We start from the raw sequence: 18,504 nt of genomic DNA on the forward strand, positions 1-18,504 counted from the left end.
ACATGCAACCAAAAACAAAAGCCTTCAGCAAGCCTTAAGTAAATCAATCGTTTGATTTCAATCATGCTCTAATCGCGCCGATGAACGCCAGGGATCCCCTCACGCCAACGCCCGTGCCATCGCCGCGCCGCGCTCCCCGCAGCGACGGCGCCGAGGCGCGCCACCGCCTGCTGCACACCGCGCTGCGGCTGTTCGCCCAGAACGGTTTCGCCAAGACCTCGATCCGCGAGATCGCGCGCGAGGCCGGCGTGAACGTGTCGGCCATCAGCTACTACTTCGGCGACAAGGAGGGGCTGTACTCCGCCACCTTCAACGAGCCGATGGGCAGCGATTCGAACGACCTGGTCGCTGCCTGCAACGTGCCCGGCCAGTCGCTCGAAGCCACGCTGCGCATCTGCATGGCGGCCATGATCGATCCGCTCAAGCAAGGAGAGATCGTGCGCCAGTGCATCCAGCTGCACATGCGCGAAATGCTGGAGCCCACCAGCCAGTGGGCCAAGGAACTGGAGCGCGACATCAAGGGCCCGCACCGCGCCATCGTCGAGCTGCTGTGCCGCCACCTGCAGGTGGAGCGCGCCGACGACGACATCCACCGCCTGACCTTCGCGATCACCGGGCTGTCGATGCAGCTGTACGTGAGCCAGGATTTCATCGAGGCCCTGCGCCCGTCGCTGCTGCGCACGCCGCGCGCCATCGACACCTGGGCCGACCGGCTCACGGGCTACGCGATGGCGCTGGTCCAGGCCGAAACCGCACGCCGCCGCCAGGTGGCCGCCGAGCAGAGAAAGAAGCCATGAGACGACTCCGACGGATTGCCCTTGTTCTGAGCCTGCCGCTGGGCCTCGGCCTTGCCGGCTGCGGCCTGACGCGCCCGCCCGCCGCGGTGCAGGCGCCCTTCCCCGCGCAGTGGCACGCGCCCCTGCCCCACGGCGGCTCGCTCGCCGCGCTGGCCGAGTGGTGGCGCCAGCTGGACGACCCGCTGCTGGTCGAGCTGATCGCCGCCGCTGAAACCGCCAGCCCCAACCTTGCCAGCGCCGCGGCGCGCGTGGCCGAGGCGCGCTCCACGCGCGTGCAGGCCGGCGCGGCGCTGCTGCCCAGCCTGGACGGCACGGCGTCGGCCAGCCGCGGCGTGTCGGGCTCGTCGTTCGGATCGGGCGGTTCTTCCAGTAGCAGCAGCAGCGCCTCCACCGCGCCGGTCACCACGCTGCAGGCCGGCCTGCAATCGAAGTGGGAGATCGACCTGTTCGGCCGCCTGCGCGCCGACCGCGATGCGGCCCAGCAGAAGCTGGACAGCGCCACCGCCAAGTGGCACGACGCCCGCGTCGCCGTGGCGGCCGAAACGGCCAATGCCTACTTCGCCGAGCGCGCCTGTCAGCAGCAGTTGAACGTGTCCGAGTCGGATGCCAAGTCGCGCGGCGAAACAGCGCGGCTTACCGACCTGTCGGCACGCGCCGGCTTCACCGCGCCGGCCGATGCCGCGCTGGCGCGTGCCAGCGCCTCCGACGCCTCAGGCCGACTCACGCAACAGCGCGCCCTGTGCGCGGTGCAGCGCAAGGCGCTGGTGGCGCTCAGCGGGCTCGACGAACCCACGCTCGCGCAGAAGCTCGCGGCCTCGCCCACGCAGCGCGCGCTGCCGGTGGTCGGCGCCATCGCCAGCGTGCCGGCGCAGGCGCTCTCGCAGCGGCCCGACGTGTACGCGGCCGAACTCGGCGTGGCCGCGGCCAGCGCCGAGGTGGGCTCGGCCGAGGCCGAGCGCTATCCCAAGCTCACGCTCTCGGGCTCGATCGGCCGCATGCAGATCCGCACCAGCGGTTTCCGCGAATCGCTCGACACCTGGACGGTCGGGCCGCTGTCGCTCACCGTGCCGCTGCTCGACGGCGGCGCGCGCGCGGCCAACGCCGAGGCGGCCAAGGCGCGCTACACCGAAGCCGTGTCGCTCTACCGCGCCAACGTGCGCCAGGCGGTGCGCGAGGTCGAGGAAGCTCTGGTGAACCTCGACGCCACCACCGCCCGCAGCACCGACGCCGACAGCGCGGTGAAAAACTACCAGGCCTCGTTCGACGCCACCCAGGCCCGCTTCAGCAGCGGCCTGGCCAGCCTGTTCGAGCTCGAGGATTCGCGGCGCACGCTGTTCGCCGCGCAGACCGCGCGCGTCTCGCTTCAGCGTGAGAGCACCGAAGCCTGGGTCTCCCTGTACCGCTCGATGGGCGGCGGATGGAGCCGCCCCGCCGAAGCATCGTCCTCTATGACCACCACCCCGGCCGCCAAGGTCGCGACGTCGCCATGAAAACAATGAAGCGTTCCACCCTTGTCCTCGCGCTGCTGGCGCTCGTCGTCGTTGTCGCCGCAGGCCTGTGGCTCACCCGCAAGCCGGCCGACGACAAGGCTGCACCTGCGGCAAAAGGCCCCGCGCAGCGCCCGGCCCTGACCGTCTCGGTCGCCAAACCCGAAGCCACCGAGCTGACCGTCACGCTGGCCGCCAACGGCAACGTGGCGGCCTGGCAGGAGGCCGTGATCGGCTCCGAATCGAACGGCCTGAAGCTGGCCGAGGTGCGCGTCAACGTGGGCGACACCGTAAAGAAGGGCCAGGTGCTCGCGGTGTTCTCGCCCGAGACGGTGCAGGCCGACATCGCGCAGGCACGCGCCTCGCTGGCCGAGGCCCGCGCCTCGGCCGCCGACGCCGCCGGCAACGCCGCACGCGCCCGCACGCTGCAGGCCACGGGCGCGCTGAGCCAGCAGCAGATCAACCAGTACCAGACCACCGAGCAGACCGCCAAGGCGCGCGCCGAGGCGGCCGAGGCCGTGCTGGCCGCGCAGCAGGTGCGCGGGCGCAACACGCAGGTGCTGGCGCCCGACGACGGCGTGATCTCCGCGCGCACCGCCACGGTGGGCAGCGTGGTGGGCGCCGGCACCGAGCTGTTCCGGCTGATCCGCCAGGGCCGGCTCGAGTGGCGCGCCGAAGTCACCTCGGCCGAGCTGGGCCGCGTCGCCGTGGGCACGCCGGCCTTCGTGGTCAGCGCCAGCGGCGCGCAGGTGAAGGGCACGGTGCGCAGCATCGCGCCCACGGTCGATCCGCAGACGCGCGCGGCGCTGGTCTACGTCGACCTGCCCAACGTGCAGCAGAACACCGGCGTGAAGGCCGGCATGTTCGCGCGCGGCGATTTCGAACTCGGTCGCAGCTCCGCGCCGACCGTGCCGCAAAGCGCGATCGTGCCGCGCGACGGCTTCAACAACGTCTTCACGCTGCTGCCCGACGGCCGCGTGGCGCAGCTCAAGGTGCAGACCGGCCGCCGCCTGAAGGACCGCGTCGAGATCACCAGCGCCCTGCCCGACGGCGTGCAGATCGTGGTGCAGGGTGCGGGCTTCCTCAACGATGGCGACCTGGTGCGCGTGGTGGACGCCACGCCCGCGGCCGCCGCGGCCGCCACCCCGGCGAAGGCGGGGGCCTCCGCGCCTTCGCCCAAGTAAGCCAACACAAGGAACACGCCATGAACGTTTCCGCCTGGTCCATACGCAACCCCATTCCGGCGGTGATGCTGTTCGTGCTGCTCACCTTCGGGGGGCTGCTGTCGTTCAACGCCATGAAGGTGCAGAACTTCCCGGACATCGACCTGCCGACCGTCACCGTCTCGGCCTCGCTGCCGGGCGCCGCGCCCTCGCAGCTGGAGACCGACGTCGCGCGCAAGCTCGAGAACTCCATCGCCACCATCCAGGGCCTGAAGCACATCACGACCAAGGTGCAGGACGGCGCCGCCACGCTGATCGTCGAGTTCCGCCTCGAGAAGCCCGTGCAGGAGGCCGTGGACGACGTGCGCTCGGCCGTGCAGAAGGTGCGCGCCGACCTGCCCGCCGACGTGCGCGACCCGGTCGTCACCAAGCTCGACTTCGCGGCCCAGCCGGTGCTGGCCTTCACCATCGCGTCCTCGCGCATGGACAACGAGGCGCTGAGCTGGTTCGTCGACAACGACATCACCAAGAAGCTGCTCGCGCTGCCCGGCGTGGGCGCGGTGAACCGCGTGGGCGGCGTCACGCGCCAGGTGCACATCGACCTCGACCCGGCCAAGCTGCAGGCGCTGGGCGCCTCGGCGGCCGACATCTCGCGCCAGCTGCGCCAGGTGCAGACCGAAAGCGCGGGCGGGCGCATCGACCTGGGCGGCAGCGAACAGCCGGTGCGCACCATGGCCACCGTGCAGTCGGCCGACCAGCTCGCCGACATGCAGATCGCGCTGAGCGACGGCCGCCGCATCCGCCTGGACCAGGTGGCGCGCATCAGCGACACCATCGCCGAGCCGCGCGCCGCTGCGCTGCTCAACGGCAAGCCGGTGGTCGGCTTCGAGGTGGCCCGCAGCCGCGGCGCCAGCGAGGTCGAAGTGGGCCGCGCCATTCAGAAGGCGCTGGCCGACCTGCGCGTGCAGCGCCCCGACATCGAGCTGACCGAGGCCTTCAATTTCGTCGACCCGGTGGAAGAAGAGTACGACGGCTCGCTGCACCTGCTGTACGAGGGCGCCATCCTTGCGGTGATCGTGGTGTGGCTCTTCTTGCGCGACTGGCGCGCCACCTTCGTCTCGGCGGTGGCGCTGCCGATGTCGGTGATTCCGGCCTTCATCGGCATGCACCTGCTGGGCTTCTCGGTCAACGTTATCTCGCTGCTCGCGCTCTCGCTGGTGGTCGGCATCCTGGTGGACGACGCCATCGTGGAGGTCGAGAACATCGTGCGCCACCTGCGCATGGGCAAGTCGCCGTACCAGGCGGCCATGGAGGCGGCAGATGAAATCGGCCTGGCCGTGATCGCCACCACCTTCACGCTGATTGCGGTGTTCCTGCCCACGGCCTTCATGAGCGGCGTGGCCGGCAAGTTCTTCAAGCAGTTTGGCTGGACCGCGTCGCTTGCGGTGTTCGCCTCGCTGGTGGTGGCGCGGGTGCTCACGCCGATGATGGCGGCCTACATCATGAAGCCCATCCTCACGCAGGAGAAGGAGCCCGGCTGGCTGCGCTGGTACATGCGCGCCGTGGAGTGGAGCACCCACCACCGCTTCAAGACGATGGTGATGGCCACCCTCTTCTTCTTCGGCTCGCTGGCGATGATCCCGCTGCTCAAGACCGGCTTCATTCCGGCCGACGACAACTCGCAGACGCAGGTCTACCTGTCGCTGCCGCCGGGCTCCACGCTGGCGCAGACCACGGCCGCGGCCGAGGAAACGCGCCGCCGCGTGATGCAGATCCACCACGTGAAGAGCGTCTACACCACGGTGGCGGGCGGCAGCGCCGGCGGCGACCCGTTCGCGAACTTCGGCACGCCCGAGACGCGCAAGGCCACGCTGACGATCCAGCTCGACCCACGCGGCGACCGGCCGCGCAAGCAGCTGATCGAGAAAGAGATCCGCACCGCGCTCGAAACCCTGCCCGGCGTGCGCAGCACCGTGGGCCTGGGCGGCTCGGGCGAGAAGTACATCCTGGTGCTCACCGGCGAAGACCCGGTGGCGCTGTCGGCTGCCGCCGGCGCGGTCGAGAAAGACCTGCGCACCATTCCCGGACTGGGCAACATCACCTCGACCGCGAGCCTGATCCGCCCCGAGATCGCCGTGCGCCCCGACTTCGCGCGCGCCGCCGACCTGGGCGTGACCAGCTCGGCCATCGCCGAGACCTTGCGCGTGGCCACGCTGGGCGACTACGACCAGGCGCTGGCCAAGCTCAACCTCGCGCAGCGGCAGGTGCCGATCGTGGTGAAGCTCGAAGACTCGGCGCGGCAAGACCTCGACCTGATCGGGCGCCTGTCGGTGCCGGGCGCACGCGGCCCCGTCATGCTGAGCCAGGTGGCCTCGCTCACGATGGAAGGCGGCCCGGCCGTCATCGACCGCTACGACCGTTCGCGCAACGTCAACTTCGAGATCGAGCTGTCGGGCGTGGGCCTGGGCGACGCCAAGACGGCCGTCGAGGCCCTGCCCTCGATCCAGAAGCTGCCGCCCGGCGTGCGCATCGCCGAGGTGGGCGACGCCGAAGTGATGACCGAGCTGTTCGCCAGCTTCGGCCTGGCCATGCTGACCGGCGTGCTGTGCATCTACATCGTGCTGGTGCTGCTGTTCAAGGACTTCCTGCACCCGGTGACCATCTTGTGCGCGCTGCCGCTCGCGCTGGGCGGCGCCTTCGTGGGCCTGCTGATCGGGCAGAAGGCGCTTTCGATGCCCTCGCTGATCGGCCTGATCATGCTGATGGGCATCGCCACGAAGAACTCGATCCTGCTGGTGGAGTACGCCATCGTGGCGCGCCGCGACCACGGCATGAGCCGCTGGGACGCGCTGCGCGACGCCTGCCACAAGCGCGCGCGGCCCATCATCATGACCACGCTCGCCATGGGCGCCGGCATGCTGCCCATTGCCGTGGGCTTCGGCACCGCCGACTCGAGCTTCCGCTCGCCGATGGCGATGGCGGTGATCGGCGGGCTGATCACCTCCACGGTGCTGAGCCTGCTGGTGGTGCCGGCCGTGTTCACCTACGTGGACGACATCGAGCACTGGATCCGCCGCACCGTGCGCAAGGTGCGCGGACAGCCGGCCGATCCGCACATCGACGACGACCTGGTCGAGGCGCCGCAGCGCTGAGACCTCCGAGCGCGGGCAGCGGTGGGCCCGCTACCGCGCCTCGATGTTCAGCACCACCACGCCCGCCACGATGGCCAGCAGGCCGACCACGCGCGTCAGCGTGACCGCTTCACCGAACCAGACCATGCCGGCGACCGCGATCAGCGCGGTGCCGGCACCGGCCCAGACCGCGTAGCCCAGCCCCACATCCAGTACGCGCACCGCGAGCGACATGAGCCAGATCGCGCCGGCGTAGCAGGCGGCGGTGAGCAGCGATGGCAACAGGCGGGTGAAACCTTCGGCATGGCGAAGGGCGATGGTGCCGGCGACTTCCGCCGCCACGCTGGCAGCAAGCAGCAGCCAGGCCAGAGTCTGTGGACTCTTCATGGGAATACCTCGTCACACCCCCGCCGTACCGGGCATGGAATGCGGGCGATGCAAGCGGTACCCCGAACGAAGCCGCCATTCTGGGGACATGCGGCGGCGCGGTGATGACTGCGCAGTCAAGCCCCTTGGCGCCGCAGGCGCATTCAAAAAAAATGCCGCGGGCGCCAATCGCCCGCGGCATGTGAACCGAGAAAGAGGGTCGGTCGCGTCAGGCGTCCAGCTGCGCCAATCGCTTCAGCTTGCGTTCGCTCATGCGCTTGGCCAGGCGCGGCAGCACCAGCACGGCGACGATGGCGATGATCACCACGATCGACTCGGGGCGCTGGAAGAACACGATCGGGCTGCCCTGCCCCATGGCAATCGCGTTGCGCAGGTTGGCTTCGGCGAGCGGGCCGAGGATCATGCCGACCACCACGGGCGCGGTCGGGAAGTCGAAGCGCCGCATCACCACGCCCAGGAGGCCGATGCCGAACAGCAGGAACAGGTCGAAGGTGTTCTGGCGCATGCCGTAGGCACCGACGGTCGCGAAGATCAGGATGCCGGCGTACAGCTGCGGCTTCGGGATCTTGAGCAGCTTGACCCACAGGCCGACCATCGGCAGGTTGAGCACCAGCAGCATCAGGTTGCCGATGTACAGCGAGGCGATCAGCGCCCAGACCAGTGCGGCCGAGGTCGTGAACAGCTGCGGGCCCGGCTGGATGCCGTAGTTCTGGAACGCGCCCAGCATGATGGCCGTGGTGTTCGACGTGGGAATGCCCAGCGTGAGCAGCGGGATCAGCGCGGCGGTCACGGTGGCGTTGTTGGCGGCCTCGGGGCCGGCCACGCCTTCGATGGCGCCGGTGGTGCCGAACTCGGCCTTGTTCTGCGGGTCTTTCGCGAGCTTCTTCTCGGTGGCGTAGCTCAGGAAGGTCGGGATCTCGGTGCCGCCGGCCGGAATGCAGCCGAAGGGCGTGCCGATGGCCGCGCCGCGCAGCCAGGCGGGAATCGAGCGCTTCCAGTCGCGACCGGTCATGTGCACGCGGGTCAGCTTGTTCTGGCCCTCGACCACGCGGCCTTCGTACAGCACGGCATACAGCACCTCGGCCACCGCAAACAGGCCCACCGCCACCAGCACGATCTCGATGCCGTCGAGCAGCTCGGGCATGTTGCCGGTGTAGCGGCCCTGGCCGGTGATCTGGTCCAGGCCCACGCAGCCGATGGCCAGGCCGACGAACAGCGCCGTCATGCCGCGCAGCGTGCTCTTGCCCAGCACCGCGCTCACCGTGGTGAAGGCCAGCAGCATCAGCAGGAAATACTCGGGTGCCGCCAGGCGCACGGCGTAGTCGGCCACGAAGGGCGCGAACAGCGTGACGACCACGGTGGCGATGGTGCCGGCCACGAAGGAGCCGATGGCCGCGGTGGCGAGCGCGGCGCCCGCGCGGCCGCTCTTGGCCATCTTGTTGCCCTCCATCGCCGTGACCATGCTGGCGGTTTCGCCGGGCGTGTTCAGCAGGATCGAGGTGGTCGAGCCGCCGTACATGGCGCCGTAGTAGATGCCCGAGAAGAAGATCATCGAGGCCGTGATGTCGACCTTGCCGGTGATCGGCAGCAGCATGGCCACCGCCACGGCGGGGCCGATGCCGGGCAGCACGCCCACCGCCGTGCCCAGGGCACAGCCGATGAGGCACCACAGCAGGTTGATGGGGGTGATCGCGGCCGCGAAGCCGGTCATCAGTGCGTTGAAGATATCCATTTGGCGTGGCTCCGCTCAGATCCAGCCGGTGCTGGTGAGACCCGGCAGGCTGATGGCCAGGAACTTGGTGAACATCCAGAAGACCGGGGCCGAGATCGCCAGGCCGGTCACCAAATCGGTGACCCAGGTGGCCGGTGCGTTGACCTTGGCCTGCCCGGCGGCGCGACGCAGGCCCTGCACGGCCAGCAGGTAGCACAGCGCGCAGCTCAGGATGAAGCCGATGCTGGTGATGAGCGCCGCATTGAGCAGCAGGCCCGCCGCCACCCAGATGAAGCCGGGCCAGTAGGCGGTGTCGGCACCGGAGGGCGCGTCGAGCTCGCGGAAGCCGCCGCTGAACGCTTCCCAGGTGATCCACGCGCCGCAGACCATCAAGACGACCGAGACCATCCAGGGCAGGAAGTTGGGGCCGACGCCGCCGTAGCCGGCTTCGGAAGAAATGCCGATGGCGCCGAAGGCCAGCGCAGCGCCGGTCAGCAGCACGCCGAGGCCGACGACGTATTGCGGCCAGCGGGCCGCGCCGGAGGTGGCCTCAGCGGAATGTGAGACCGAGGATTCTGGAGTTGTCATTTTTTGCTCCCGCAGTCGTGGGGAAGAAGAAGGCCCCTTCCAGAAACACCGCAAACCGGCTTTGCCGGGCCGCGGGTGTTGCCCCCGGAAGGGGGTTGGCGCGCGCGACACGAAGTGCGCGCAGCCTGGGGGCGAACCAAGGTCAGACCATGCCGGACTTGGCCATGATGGCGCGCAGGCTGGCGAAGTCGTCGTCGACGAACTTGGCGAAGGCATCGCCCGACAGCACGGCCGGCGTCCAGTCGTTCTTCTTGAGCGACTCGGCCCACGACGGGCTCTTGAGCGCGGCCAGCACCATGTCGGTCAGGGCCTTGCGCTGCTCGGCCGAGATGCCGGGCGCGCCGTACACGCCGCGCCAGTTGCCGATCTCGACGTCGATGCCCTGTTCCTTCAGGGTCGGCACATTGATGCCCGGCAGGCGCTGGGCGGAGGTGACAGCAATGGGTTTCATCTTGCCGGCGGCGATGTACTCGGCGAACTCGCTGTAGCCGCTGCCGCCGATGGTGACGTTGCCGCCCAGGATGGCGGCGGTGGCTTCACCACCTCCGCGGAAGGCCACGTAGTTGATCTTCGACGGATCGGCGCCGACCTTCTGCGCGATCATGGCCGCGGCGATGTGCTCGGTGGAGCCGCGCGAACCGCCGCCCCACTTGACGCTGCCTGGGTCCTTCTTGAGCTGCTCGACCACGTCCTTCATGGTCTTGAAGGGCGAGTTCGACGGCAGCACGAACACGTTGTATTCGGTGGTCAGGCGCGCGATGGGCGTGGCCTGCGACAGGTTGACCGGCGGCTTGCCGGTGATGATGCCGCCCAGCATGACCGAGCCCATGACCATCAGCGCGTTGGCGTCGCCCTTGGAGCCGTTGACGAACTGGGCCAGGCCCAGCGCACCGGCGGCACCGCCCTTGTTGTCGTAGGCGACGGTGTCGGCCACCTTGGCGTCGGTCAGGGCCTTGCCCAGCGCGCGGCCGGTGGTGTCCCAGCCGCCACCCGGGTTGGCCGGGATCATCATCTTGACGTTGGCGGCAGCGCGCGCCGACAGCGGCAAGGCGCCGGCAGCGGCCAGTGCGGCCAGGGACTTCAAAAAGGTATCGCGACGCATCGTTGGTGTCTCCTGAGAACTTGGGAACGGATGGAACCTGACTTGGACCTGAGCCGCTATCATGCGCCGCCCCGCTGTCAGTTGGCTGTCCACCAGACTGGGGAAAACACCGAAGTACCGACCCCCTGCCCGTATGAAGCTGCTGCTCGTCGAAGACGACCCCTCGATGCAAATCACCCTGCAGCGCACCCTCGGGCGCCGCCGCATCGACGTGCGCATCTGCGGCGACGGCGCGCAGGCGATCGCGCAGTGGCGCGCCGTCGAGCCCGACGTGGTCGCGCTCGACCTGAGCCTGCCGCACGTCGACGGCCTGCAGGTGCTGGCCCAGGCGCGCGCCGAGGGCCTGCGCACGCCGGTGCTGCTGCTGACCGCGCGCGGCACGGTGGGCGACCGCATCATGGGCCTGAACGCCGGCGCGGACGACTACCTGCCCAAGCCCTTCGACCTGGACGAGCTCGAGGCCCGCATCCGGGCACTGCGCCGGCGCAGCCTGAGCGCGGGGCCCGACCCCACGCTGAACCCGCTGGAGGTCGGCAGCCTGCGCTTCGAGCCCGACAACGGCGCCGTCTACCACCGCTCGGAACTGCTCGAGCTCACGCCGCGCGAGCTCGCGCTGCTCAAGGCGCTGATGATGAAACCCGGCCACGCGGTCACCAAGGAGCGCCTGTTCGAGCTGGTGTTCCCGGGCGAATCCGAGGTGCAGTACGAGGCCATCGAGGTGGTCGTGTACCGCCTGCGCAAGAAGCTGGTGGGCACCGGCACCGTGCTGATGACGATGCGCGGCCTGGGCTATCTCTTGCGGGCCGAGACTTGAGGGCGGCCCTGCGGCGCACGATGTCGTCCCTGCGCGCGCGGCTCCTGCTGGGCATCCTGGTGCCGGTCGCGGTGTTCGTCGTGATCAACAGCGTGAGTCTGTACCGCCAGAGCCTGGCGGCCGCCACCACCGCCTACGACCGCACGCTGCTGGCCTCGGCCAAGACCATCGGCGAGCAGCTCGACGTGGAAGGCTACGACGACATGGCGCGGCTGCGCGCGATCGTGCCCTACTCCGCGCTCGAGGCCTTCGAGGCCGACAACCGCAGCCGGCTGTTCTACCGCGTCTCGGCGCTGGACGGCGAGATGGTCTCGGGCTTTGCCGAGCTGCCCTTCTGGCGCGGGCGCATCCCCGACCGCGGGGCGTACGCGGCGCTGGTCGATTTCTACGACGCCGAGTTTCGCGGCCAGCCGGTGCGCGTCGCCGTGATGCTGCAGCCGGTGGCCAGCGCGCGCGGCCGTGGCATGGCCGTGGTGCAGGTCGCCGAGACGCTGGAGCTGCGCGAGACACTCGTGCGCAAGCTGCTGCTCGACATGCTCTGGCGCCAGCTGCTGCTGATGGGCGTGATCGCGCTGGTCACCGTGGTCGTGGTGCAGCGCGCCACACGGCCGGTGCGCGAGCTCGGCGAAGCCATCGAGCGGCGCCCCGAAGACGACCTCTCGCCCATCGACGCGCCCGGCGCCCCGGCCGAGCTGCGCCCGCTGATCGACGCCACCACCGAGGTCATGGGCCGGCTGCAGCGGCTGCTCGATCACCAGAAGCGCTTCGTGCGCGACAGCGCCCACCAGCTGCGCACGCCGCTGGCGGTGCTCAAGGCGCAGGTGCAATCGGCGCGCCGCGGCGACGTGGCACCCGAGCAGGCGCTGGTCGAAATCAGCCAGACCGTCGAGCGCGCCACCACGCTGGCCAACCAGATGCTGTCGCTGGCGAAGGTGGAACAGCTGCGCCAGCAGCCCGAGTCGGCGCTGCTCGACCTGGGCGACGTGGTGCGCCACATCGCACTCGACCTGTCGCCGCTGGTGGCCGACAAGGCGCTCGATTTCGAGCTGGCCGCCGACGACGCCGTGACCGTGCGCGCGCACCAGTGGATGCTGCAGGAGCTCACGCGCAACCTGCTGCACAACGCCATCAAGCACAGCCCCACGGGCGCGCCACTCTCGGTGCGCGTGCAAGCCGAGGGCGACGAGGCCGTGCTCACCGTGCGCGACGACGGCCCGGGCATTTCCGCCGAGCTGCGCCAGCGCCTGTTCGCGCCGTTCTCGGCCGGCAACACCGCGAGCGGCTCGGGCCTGGGCCTGGCGATCTGCCGCGAGATCGTTCTGGCCCTGGGTGGACGCATCAGCCTGGACAACCGCACGGTACCCAACCCCGGCGGCACCGACCGCGTGACCGGGCTCGACGCCGTGGTGCGGCTGCCGCTGTCGCGCCACAATGGCTGACCTTTCTTTTCCGACCTTCATGGACCGTCTGCGCATCGACAAGTGGCTCTGGGCCGCCCGCTTCTTCAAGACCCGCTCGCTGGCCGCGGACGAAATCGGCAAGAACCGCATCCAGGTGAACGGCGAGGTCGCCAAGGCCTCGCGCGAGGTCAAGGCCGGCGACACCGTCGCGATGCGCCTGGGCCCGCTCACGCGGACCGTGACCGTGCGCGGCCTCAGCGGCCAGCGCGGCCCGGCGCCCGTGGCCCAGCAGCTGTACGAGGAAACGCCCGAGAGCCTGGCGGCGCAGGCCGCCTTCCGCGAGCAGCGCCGCATGGGCAGCGAGCCGGCCCTGGCCATCGAGCAGGGCCGCCCGACCAAGCGCGACCGGCGCGAGATCGACGGCGTGCGCCACCAGGCCGAGTGGGACAACCGCTGGAGCGCGTCGATCGACGAAAGCAACGGCGACGACGACCACCCGCCGCCACGCGGGCGCCCGCAGCGCTGATTCGCGTACCCTGTGGGCTTCGTTTCTTTTTTGACGGAGCGCTCGCAGATGTCCAAGTTCAAGAAGTACCGCGTCGGCAGCAAGTTCAAGCTCTCGCGCATCGACCCCGACGACTCGCCCTTTCTCACGGGCGACGAGTCGGCCCAGCGCGCCGAGCTCGACACCCTGGCCGTCGAGCTCGACGAACTGCAGGACGTGCTGCACGCCGAAGGCCGGCGCAAGGTGCTGCTGGTGCTGCAGGGCATGGACACCAGCGGCAAGGACGGCACGGTGCGCTGGGTATTCTCGCGCACCTCGCCGCTGGGCGTGCGGGTGACGGCCTTCAAGGCGCCGAGCGAGGACGAACGCGCGCACGACTACCTCTGGCGCTGCCACGCCGCCGTGCCGCGCACCGGCGAGATCATGGTGTGGAACCGCAGCCACTACGAGGACGTGCTGGTGCCCGTGGTCGAAGGCTGGATCGACGGCGACGAGGCCCGCCGCCGCTACGCGCAGATCAACGATTTCGAGCGGCTGCTCACCGAGACCGGCACCGTCGTCGTCAAGTGCATGCTGCACATCGACAAGGACGAGCAGCGCGAACGGCTGCAGGCCCGCATCGACACGCCCGGCAAGCAATGGAAGTTCAGCATGGGCGACCTCGAGGTGCGCACCAAGTGGGCTGACTACCAGAAGGCCTATCAGAACGCGCTGGCCGCCACCTCGAGCGAGCACGCGCCCTGGCACGTGATCCCGGCCAACAGCAAGCGGCACCGCAACATGATGATCGCGCAGCTGCTCGTGAAGACGCTGCGCGACATGAAGCTCAAGCCCCCGCCGCCCGACCCGGCGCTCAAGGGCATGGTCGTGAAGTGAGCCGGGAGCGGGAAAGGCCGGCTCAGGAGCGGCGCACGGGCGCCGTGGGGCGCATCGGCGTTTGCGCCAGCACGCGGCAGTTGCCGAACTCGCAGCGCACGGCCCAGGCCACGCCAGTGGTGCACGGCACGCTGTAGCTCTCGTAGCCCGGGCCCTTGGCTGTCAGCTCGGCGCGCGGCTGCACGTTGCAGCGACCGGCCTTGGCCAGGCGTTCGACGTTGTAGGTGTCGATGCCGGTGCGGCGCGGCTTGAGCGCAAGCACGGGGTTGAAGGTGTTGCCGTAGAACGTGTCCTGCACGTTCGGGTCGAGGTTGCGGTAGCCGCGCTTGGCCATGCAATGGACGATGGCGATCTGCTGGTGCTCGGCGATCAGCGCGCTGCTGGGGCGGGTGTTCCAGTCGATGACGGCGGCGCTGATGCCGGTGTACGAGGCCGCGGCGACGATGCCCTGGCCGTGCACCGTGATCAGGCCCAGGCCCAGCGCGGCCCACATGGCGTCACCCGATTCGCTGCGCGCGGTGATGCGGGTGGCGGCGGTGCGGCAGTCGGCCACGTCGCTGTCGTAGCGCACCTTGTCCACGCCTTCCATGGCCACCATCGGCACATACGACATGCCGGTGCCCTGGCCGGGCCCGGGCGGCGGTGCGCTGGCGCATCCGGCCAGAACCACGGTGGCCAATGCAATGCTGAGCGGCAGCTTCATGGGAATCCCTCGTCCTCTTCGCGGTAGTTGCGAGGGATTTAACCATACATATAGTTACTCTTGAATCGACTTGTCGCGAATGAGAGACGACCTCCAGACGGGGCATTCGGGCGGCGATCCGGGGTCTGCGACAGGGCAAGGTACAGTTTTCACCCCTCCCCGGTTTCCCCTCCATGCCCTGTATTCCCCGGCTTTCCGCTCCCCACTTTCTCTCGATCGCACTCGCCGCGGCATCCTTCGGTGCCGCAGCCCAGCAGCCGCAACTTTCCGCTGTCGACCTGGCCCGCAAGAACGCCTGCATGGCCTGCCATGGCCTGGTGCACAAGCAGGTCGGGCCGGGCTTCGCGCAGATCGCCGAGCGCTATCGCGGCGACGCCGCCGCGCCGGCACGGCTGGCCGAGAAGATCCGCAACGGCAGCGTCGGCACCTGGGGCCGCGTGATCATGCCGCGCCAGTCGCTGGTGTCGGAGGCCGATGCGCAGGTGCTCGCGCGCTGGGTGCTGGCGCAACCGCAACAGCAGCAGCCACCCGCGCGCTGAATCGCCGCTCAGGTCGACAGCTGCGACGGCGCGGCCGACGCCACCCGGAAATCCGCCGGGAACGTCCAGGTGCCGGGCGCCTCGCGCTTGCCCAGCTGGCTCAATTGATAGCCCATGCCCCACACCGCGTGCAACGACAGGCCGTGCGGCTGGTCGACATACAACCCGAGCTTGCGGCGCAGCTTCGACACGTTGGCGTCCAGCGTGCGCGAGCCGGCGGCCACGCCGCTTTGCCAGCCGATCATTTCCAGGTGCTCCCGGTCCAGCGGCCGGTTCATGTGGCGGAAGAACTCGGCCGCGAGGTCGAACTCGATCGGCGTCAGGCGGATCTCGGTGCCGGCCACGTCGACCATGTCGAACGGCGACAACAGGCTGAATTCCTGCCAGTCGAGGCTGCGCGGCACCACCGGCCGGTTGCGCTGGCGCAGGAAGAATTCGAGCATGAAGTACATCTCCTCGAAGGTCGACGGCTCCGGCAGCACGGCGTCGTCGGGGCCGGCATGCAACAGCGACAACCCGCGGATCTGCCGTTTGCGCGCGCTCATGATCAATGGCGTGTGATAACGCAGCGTTTCACGCACCTGGCCCACGAGTTTTTGCACATCGTCGGGCGCCGACGGAATTGAAAGCAGCAGCGCCTCGAAATTACCGCCGGGCGCCACCTGCGAAATCAATTCGTCGACATGCGCAAATGCGACGGGCGTATAACCCAGCATCTTGACGGCACGACTGGCGTGCCACCGCGTTCGGGGAGAGGGGTCCAACACTGCAATGTGCGGGGAGTTTTGCTCAAACATTGAAAATTACCTTGCACACCGTGGCGTCACAAACTTCTATTTTTGCCCCGTTGGCGGGGAAATCGACTTTCATCATTCAACCCTTCAGGAATAAATTGCTCTGAATTGTTGAAGGCAGACGCATTTTTTTACGAATGCATTTCCAACCTGCGCAATTCCTTGGGAAGTGAATCTATTCCCAAATAAATTTCACAGGTATGAATGAAGAGAACAGAAATATGAGGATCGGGCACGACGGCCACGCCATGCCCCCATCCACCGGCCAGGGCGGCCGGGCCGGCGGCGCGCCGGTCAGCTGACGAGCAACGTGCCGTCTGCCGCGGCCTGCCCCTGCTGCAGGGCAAAGGTGCGCGGCGTGCAGCCGTACTTCTTGCGGAAGACCAGGCCGAAATAGGCCGGGTCCGCAAAGCCGCAGTCGTAGGCGACCTGGGCGACGAACCTGCGCGCGCCCTCGGGGCTGCGCAGCATGCGGGCCGCGGCCTCGAGCCGGTCGTTCTGCAGGGTTTCGAGAAAGGTCATGCCGCGCGCGGCCTTGGCGAACACCTTGTGCACGTAGCGCACCGACACGTTGAAGCTGGCGGCCAGCTTCTGCGCGTCGATCTCGGTGTCGGCGTGGTGCTCGCGAATCCAGGCCCGCATGCGGGCGTGCAGGTCGCCGTCGCGCGGCGACACGCGCTCGCCCAGCGCACCCGGCTGCGCCCTCAGGCCGTTCTGTTCCAGCGAAAACGACAGCATCGACATCAAGTGCTCACCGAGCAGCTGGCGCTGCGCGGGACTCTGGATGCTGCACAGGTGCTCGACATCCAGCGCCCGCAGGTAGCCCGACAGCATCCCGGCCCAGCCCTTGGCGCCGGCCAGCCGCAGGTCAGTGGACTGGTCCGCATGCGGCAGCCAGCGGTTCACCACCGCTTCCGACAGGCCCAGCGTCCACGAGTTGGTGGCCTCGGTCGAGCGCAGGCGCAGCGGCTGCCAGGAGTCGATCAGGACCATGTCGCCCGCGGCCAGTTCGATGCGCTGGCGCTGCTCGCTGATGGCCAAGCCGCCGTCGAGCTTGATCAGCAGGTGATAGGGATAGACCTCGGCGCCCATGAGCTGGCTCGGCCCCGTGCGCTCGATGGTCGCGCCGCTGCCGTGCACCCGCATGAAGGCCATCCCGGCCGTGTCGACGATGGTGAGTTCCTGCTGGAAGTGGCTGCGCTCGGGGCTGTCCAGCCGCCCCACGTGCGGGCCGATCTCGTCGGCCCAGAAGGCGAACCCGTCTTTGCGCGACACCATGCCGGTGTGAAAGCGCTGGATGCGACTGTCGGTGTCGGACATGCGGCACGCCCCTCTTCCTCCATGCAGCCGGCGCCACGCCAGAAGCCGCGGGTCACGAACGGGAACTCCCGATTTTTTTCCTGACAGGTCCGCGTGGACCTCGGATAATTTTTACAAACGATAACAGAGATAACAGCCCGGGTGTTCGGGGGGATGGCGCACAGCGCCCACCGGCGCAAGCCACGGTTCCAGGCCTTGCCGATCGCCGGTCGGCGGGCCGGTCCAGGCCCGCTTCGCCCTTCGGCCGGCGCTCGCGGCGGGCAATTGCATCCGGATGTGACTCGCGACACATCCGCGCCGCGAAAGCGAATGTCAAAGAAGGGCGCGATTCGTAGCATTCCTTCGGATCGAACGTCAACCGGAACTCTCTCTACTGGGGATGAAATGGCTGCCTTGTTTTTCACGGAACTCGAACCTTTCGGCACGCGATGGCGCGCAGCGCTGGCGTCCTGCCTGCAAGCGCTGCGCCGCGATGCCGAAGTGGTGCGGCCTGCTTCTCCCCCGCCGCCGGCGGACCGGGTGTGTGCGCTGGTCTTCATCGCCAACCTGGCGCAACTGGCCGACACCGACGGCCCGGAGGTGGCGGCGGGCGTGAGCCGCGAGATCCGGCGCCGGCTCTTCGCGGCCTTCCCGCCGTCGGGCGACACCGACCTGAGCTGCCTGCGCGACGACTGCTTTCTGCTGCGAACCCGCCATGCGCGGCTGGACGACCTGCTGGCCGCGCTCGGGCGCGAGCCGATCCTCGTGAAGGGCATCGCCGCGCAGCCGCAGCTGCATGCCGACTGGATCGCACTGCGCGACAGCGGGCCGATGAGCCCGGCCGAGATCGAACTGGCGCTGTGGGCCGCACAACCGCATCCCGCGCCCACGGTCAGGGGGCGGCCTGCGGGCGACGTCGTGGTGGACGACATCGAGCACGTGTACGACCTGCGCATCGCGCGACAGGGAGATGCCCTGTGGCTGCGCGAGCGCTGTCTGCGAGGCGCCGAGGAACGGGCCCGGATCGACACGCTGTTCGCGCAGCTCCAGCCCGGCTGAGATGGCCTTGCCGTCTTCAGCCCGTCGCAGCCCGGCCCGGCGAAGGGGCGCCCGATGGCGAGTCGCCCCGGGGGCGCCGCACCGTCCTGTTCCTTGACCGCCGCCCGTGGATTCGCCCATGAGAACGAACCGCCGATGGTCTCGCAACC

The 18,504-nt window shown here is 69.1% G+C and carries 17 protein-coding genes; 10 read left to right on the forward strand and 7 right to left on the reverse strand.

Features of this window, described 5'->3' with window-relative positions; all coding sequences use genetic code 11:
• Positions 1 to 80: 80 nt before the first annotated feature.
• From AC57B8_RS27045 to AC57B8_RS27060, 4 genes are read left to right on the forward strand one after another with little or no spacing between them, the layout of a single operon-like run.
• Positions 81 to 797 carry a TetR/AcrR family transcriptional regulator gene (locus AC57B8_RS27045; protein WP_070060446.1) on the forward strand — a complete coding sequence of 239 codons (717 nt, stop codon included), beginning with the start codon at positions 81 to 83 and terminating at the stop codon, positions 795 to 797.
• On the forward strand, positions 794 to 2,287 hold the full coding sequence (locus tag AC57B8_RS27050) for an efflux transporter outer membrane subunit (RefSeq protein ID WP_496481286.1): 1,494 nt from the start codon (positions 794 to 796) through the stop codon (positions 2,285 to 2,287). Before AC57B8_RS27045 ends, AC57B8_RS27050 begins: the two co-directional genes overlap by 4 nt.
• Positions 2,284 to 3,468: an efflux RND transporter periplasmic adaptor subunit gene (locus tag AC57B8_RS27055; protein ID WP_496481287.1), complete on the forward strand. Its 1,185-nt coding sequence runs from the start codon at positions 2,284 to 2,286 to the stop codon at positions 3,466 to 3,468. Before AC57B8_RS27050 ends, AC57B8_RS27055 begins: the two co-directional genes overlap by 4 nt.
• Before the next feature lie 20 nt (positions 3,469 to 3,488).
• The gene (locus AC57B8_RS27060; protein WP_495264624.1) at positions 3,489 to 6,599 is read left to right on the forward strand and encodes an efflux RND transporter permease subunit; all 3,111 of its coding nucleotides are present in this window, start codon (positions 3,489 to 3,491) and stop codon (positions 6,597 to 6,599) included.
• A gap of 30 nt (positions 6,600 to 6,629) precedes the next feature.
• Here the strand turns inward: AC57B8_RS27060 and AC57B8_RS27065 are convergent, their stop codons facing one another.
• The 4 genes from AC57B8_RS27065 to AC57B8_RS27080 form a co-directional block, all read right to left on the reverse strand.
• Complete coding sequence (locus AC57B8_RS27065) at positions 6,630 to 6,965, reverse strand: DMT family transporter (RefSeq protein ID WP_369632617.1); 336 nt, start codon at positions 6,963 to 6,965, stop codon at positions 6,630 to 6,632.
• Between the two features lie 208 nt (positions 6,966 to 7,173).
• On the reverse strand, positions 7,174 to 8,697 hold the full coding sequence (locus AC57B8_RS27070) for a tripartite tricarboxylate transporter permease (protein WP_095745061.1): 1,524 nt from the start codon (positions 8,695 to 8,697) through the stop codon (positions 7,174 to 7,176).
• 15 nt (positions 8,698 to 8,712) lie between these two features.
• Entirely contained in the window at positions 8,713 to 9,264 is a 552-nt protein-coding gene (locus AC57B8_RS27075; RefSeq protein ID WP_139705342.1) for a tripartite tricarboxylate transporter TctB family protein, read from the reverse strand.
• Between the two features lie 142 nt (positions 9,265 to 9,406).
• A complete protein-coding gene (locus tag AC57B8_RS27080; RefSeq protein ID WP_070060440.1) occupies positions 9,407 to 10,366 on the reverse strand; it encodes a Bug family tripartite tricarboxylate transporter substrate binding protein in 960 nt (319 codons plus the stop codon).
• Positions 10,367 to 10,499: 133 nt separating this feature from the next.
• On the opposite strand from AC57B8_RS27080, the gene AC57B8_RS27085 reads away from it, so the two are divergent.
• The 4 genes from AC57B8_RS27085 to AC57B8_RS27100 are packed head-to-tail and all read left to right on the forward strand — an operon-like array spanning position 10,500 to position 13,961.
• Entirely contained in the window at positions 10,500 to 11,180 is a 681-nt protein-coding gene (locus tag AC57B8_RS27085) for a response regulator transcription factor (protein WP_062481159.1), read from the forward strand.
• 20 nt (positions 11,181 to 11,200) lie between these two features.
• On the forward strand, positions 11,201 to 12,619 hold the full coding sequence (locus AC57B8_RS27090) for a sensor histidine kinase (protein WP_496481288.1): 1,419 nt from the start codon (positions 11,201 to 11,203) through the stop codon (positions 12,617 to 12,619).
• A 19-nt stretch (positions 12,620 to 12,638) separates the two neighbouring features.
• A complete protein-coding gene (locus AC57B8_RS27095) occupies positions 12,639 to 13,106 on the forward strand; it encodes an RNA-binding S4 domain-containing protein (protein ID WP_062481157.1) in 468 nt (155 codons plus the stop codon).
• 48 nt (positions 13,107 to 13,154) lie between these two features.
• Positions 13,155 to 13,961, forward strand: coding sequence for a PPK2 family polyphosphate kinase (locus AC57B8_RS27100; protein WP_159277166.1), 807 nt, complete (start codon positions 13,155 to 13,157; stop codon positions 13,959 to 13,961).
• Positions 13,962 to 13,983: 22 nt separating this feature from the next.
• Here the strand turns inward: AC57B8_RS27100 and AC57B8_RS27105 are convergent, their stop codons facing one another.
• The gene (locus tag AC57B8_RS27105) at positions 13,984 to 14,664 is read right to left on the reverse strand and encodes a hypothetical protein (protein ID WP_062481152.1); all 681 of its coding nucleotides are present in this window, start codon (positions 14,662 to 14,664) and stop codon (positions 13,984 to 13,986) included.
• A 173-nt stretch (positions 14,665 to 14,837) separates the two neighbouring features.
• On the opposite strand from AC57B8_RS27105, the gene AC57B8_RS27110 reads away from it, so the two are divergent.
• Complete coding sequence (locus AC57B8_RS27110; RefSeq protein WP_139705347.1) at positions 14,838 to 15,203, forward strand: c-type cytochrome; 366 nt, start codon at positions 14,838 to 14,840, stop codon at positions 15,201 to 15,203.
• Positions 15,204 to 15,211: 8 nt separating this feature from the next.
• Here AC57B8_RS27110 and AC57B8_RS27115 read toward each other — a convergent pair whose 3' ends face one another.
• Together AC57B8_RS27115 and AC57B8_RS27120 are read right to left on the reverse strand one after the other, a co-directional pair.
• Positions 15,212 to 15,919, reverse strand: a complete 708-nt coding sequence (locus tag AC57B8_RS27115) for a winged helix-turn-helix transcriptional regulator (RefSeq protein ID WP_185993578.1) — start codon at positions 15,917 to 15,919, stop codon at positions 15,212 to 15,214.
• 372 nt (positions 15,920 to 16,291) lie between these two features.
• Positions 16,292 to 17,317 carry an AraC family transcriptional regulator gene (locus AC57B8_RS27120; RefSeq protein ID WP_062481146.1) on the reverse strand — a complete coding sequence of 342 codons (1,026 nt, stop codon included), beginning with the start codon at positions 17,315 to 17,317 and terminating at the stop codon, positions 16,292 to 16,294.
• Between the two features lie 384 nt (positions 17,318 to 17,701).
• Here AC57B8_RS27120 and AC57B8_RS27125 point away from each other — a divergent pair, with 384 nt between their 5' ends.
• Positions 17,702 to 18,355, forward strand: a complete 654-nt coding sequence (locus AC57B8_RS27125) for a hypothetical protein (RefSeq protein WP_496481289.1) — start codon at positions 17,702 to 17,704, stop codon at positions 18,353 to 18,355.
• Positions 18,356 to 18,504: the final 149 nt, after the last annotated feature.

Source organism: Variovorax sp. BGA-UO-ETr-C22, from assembly GCF_059567965.1.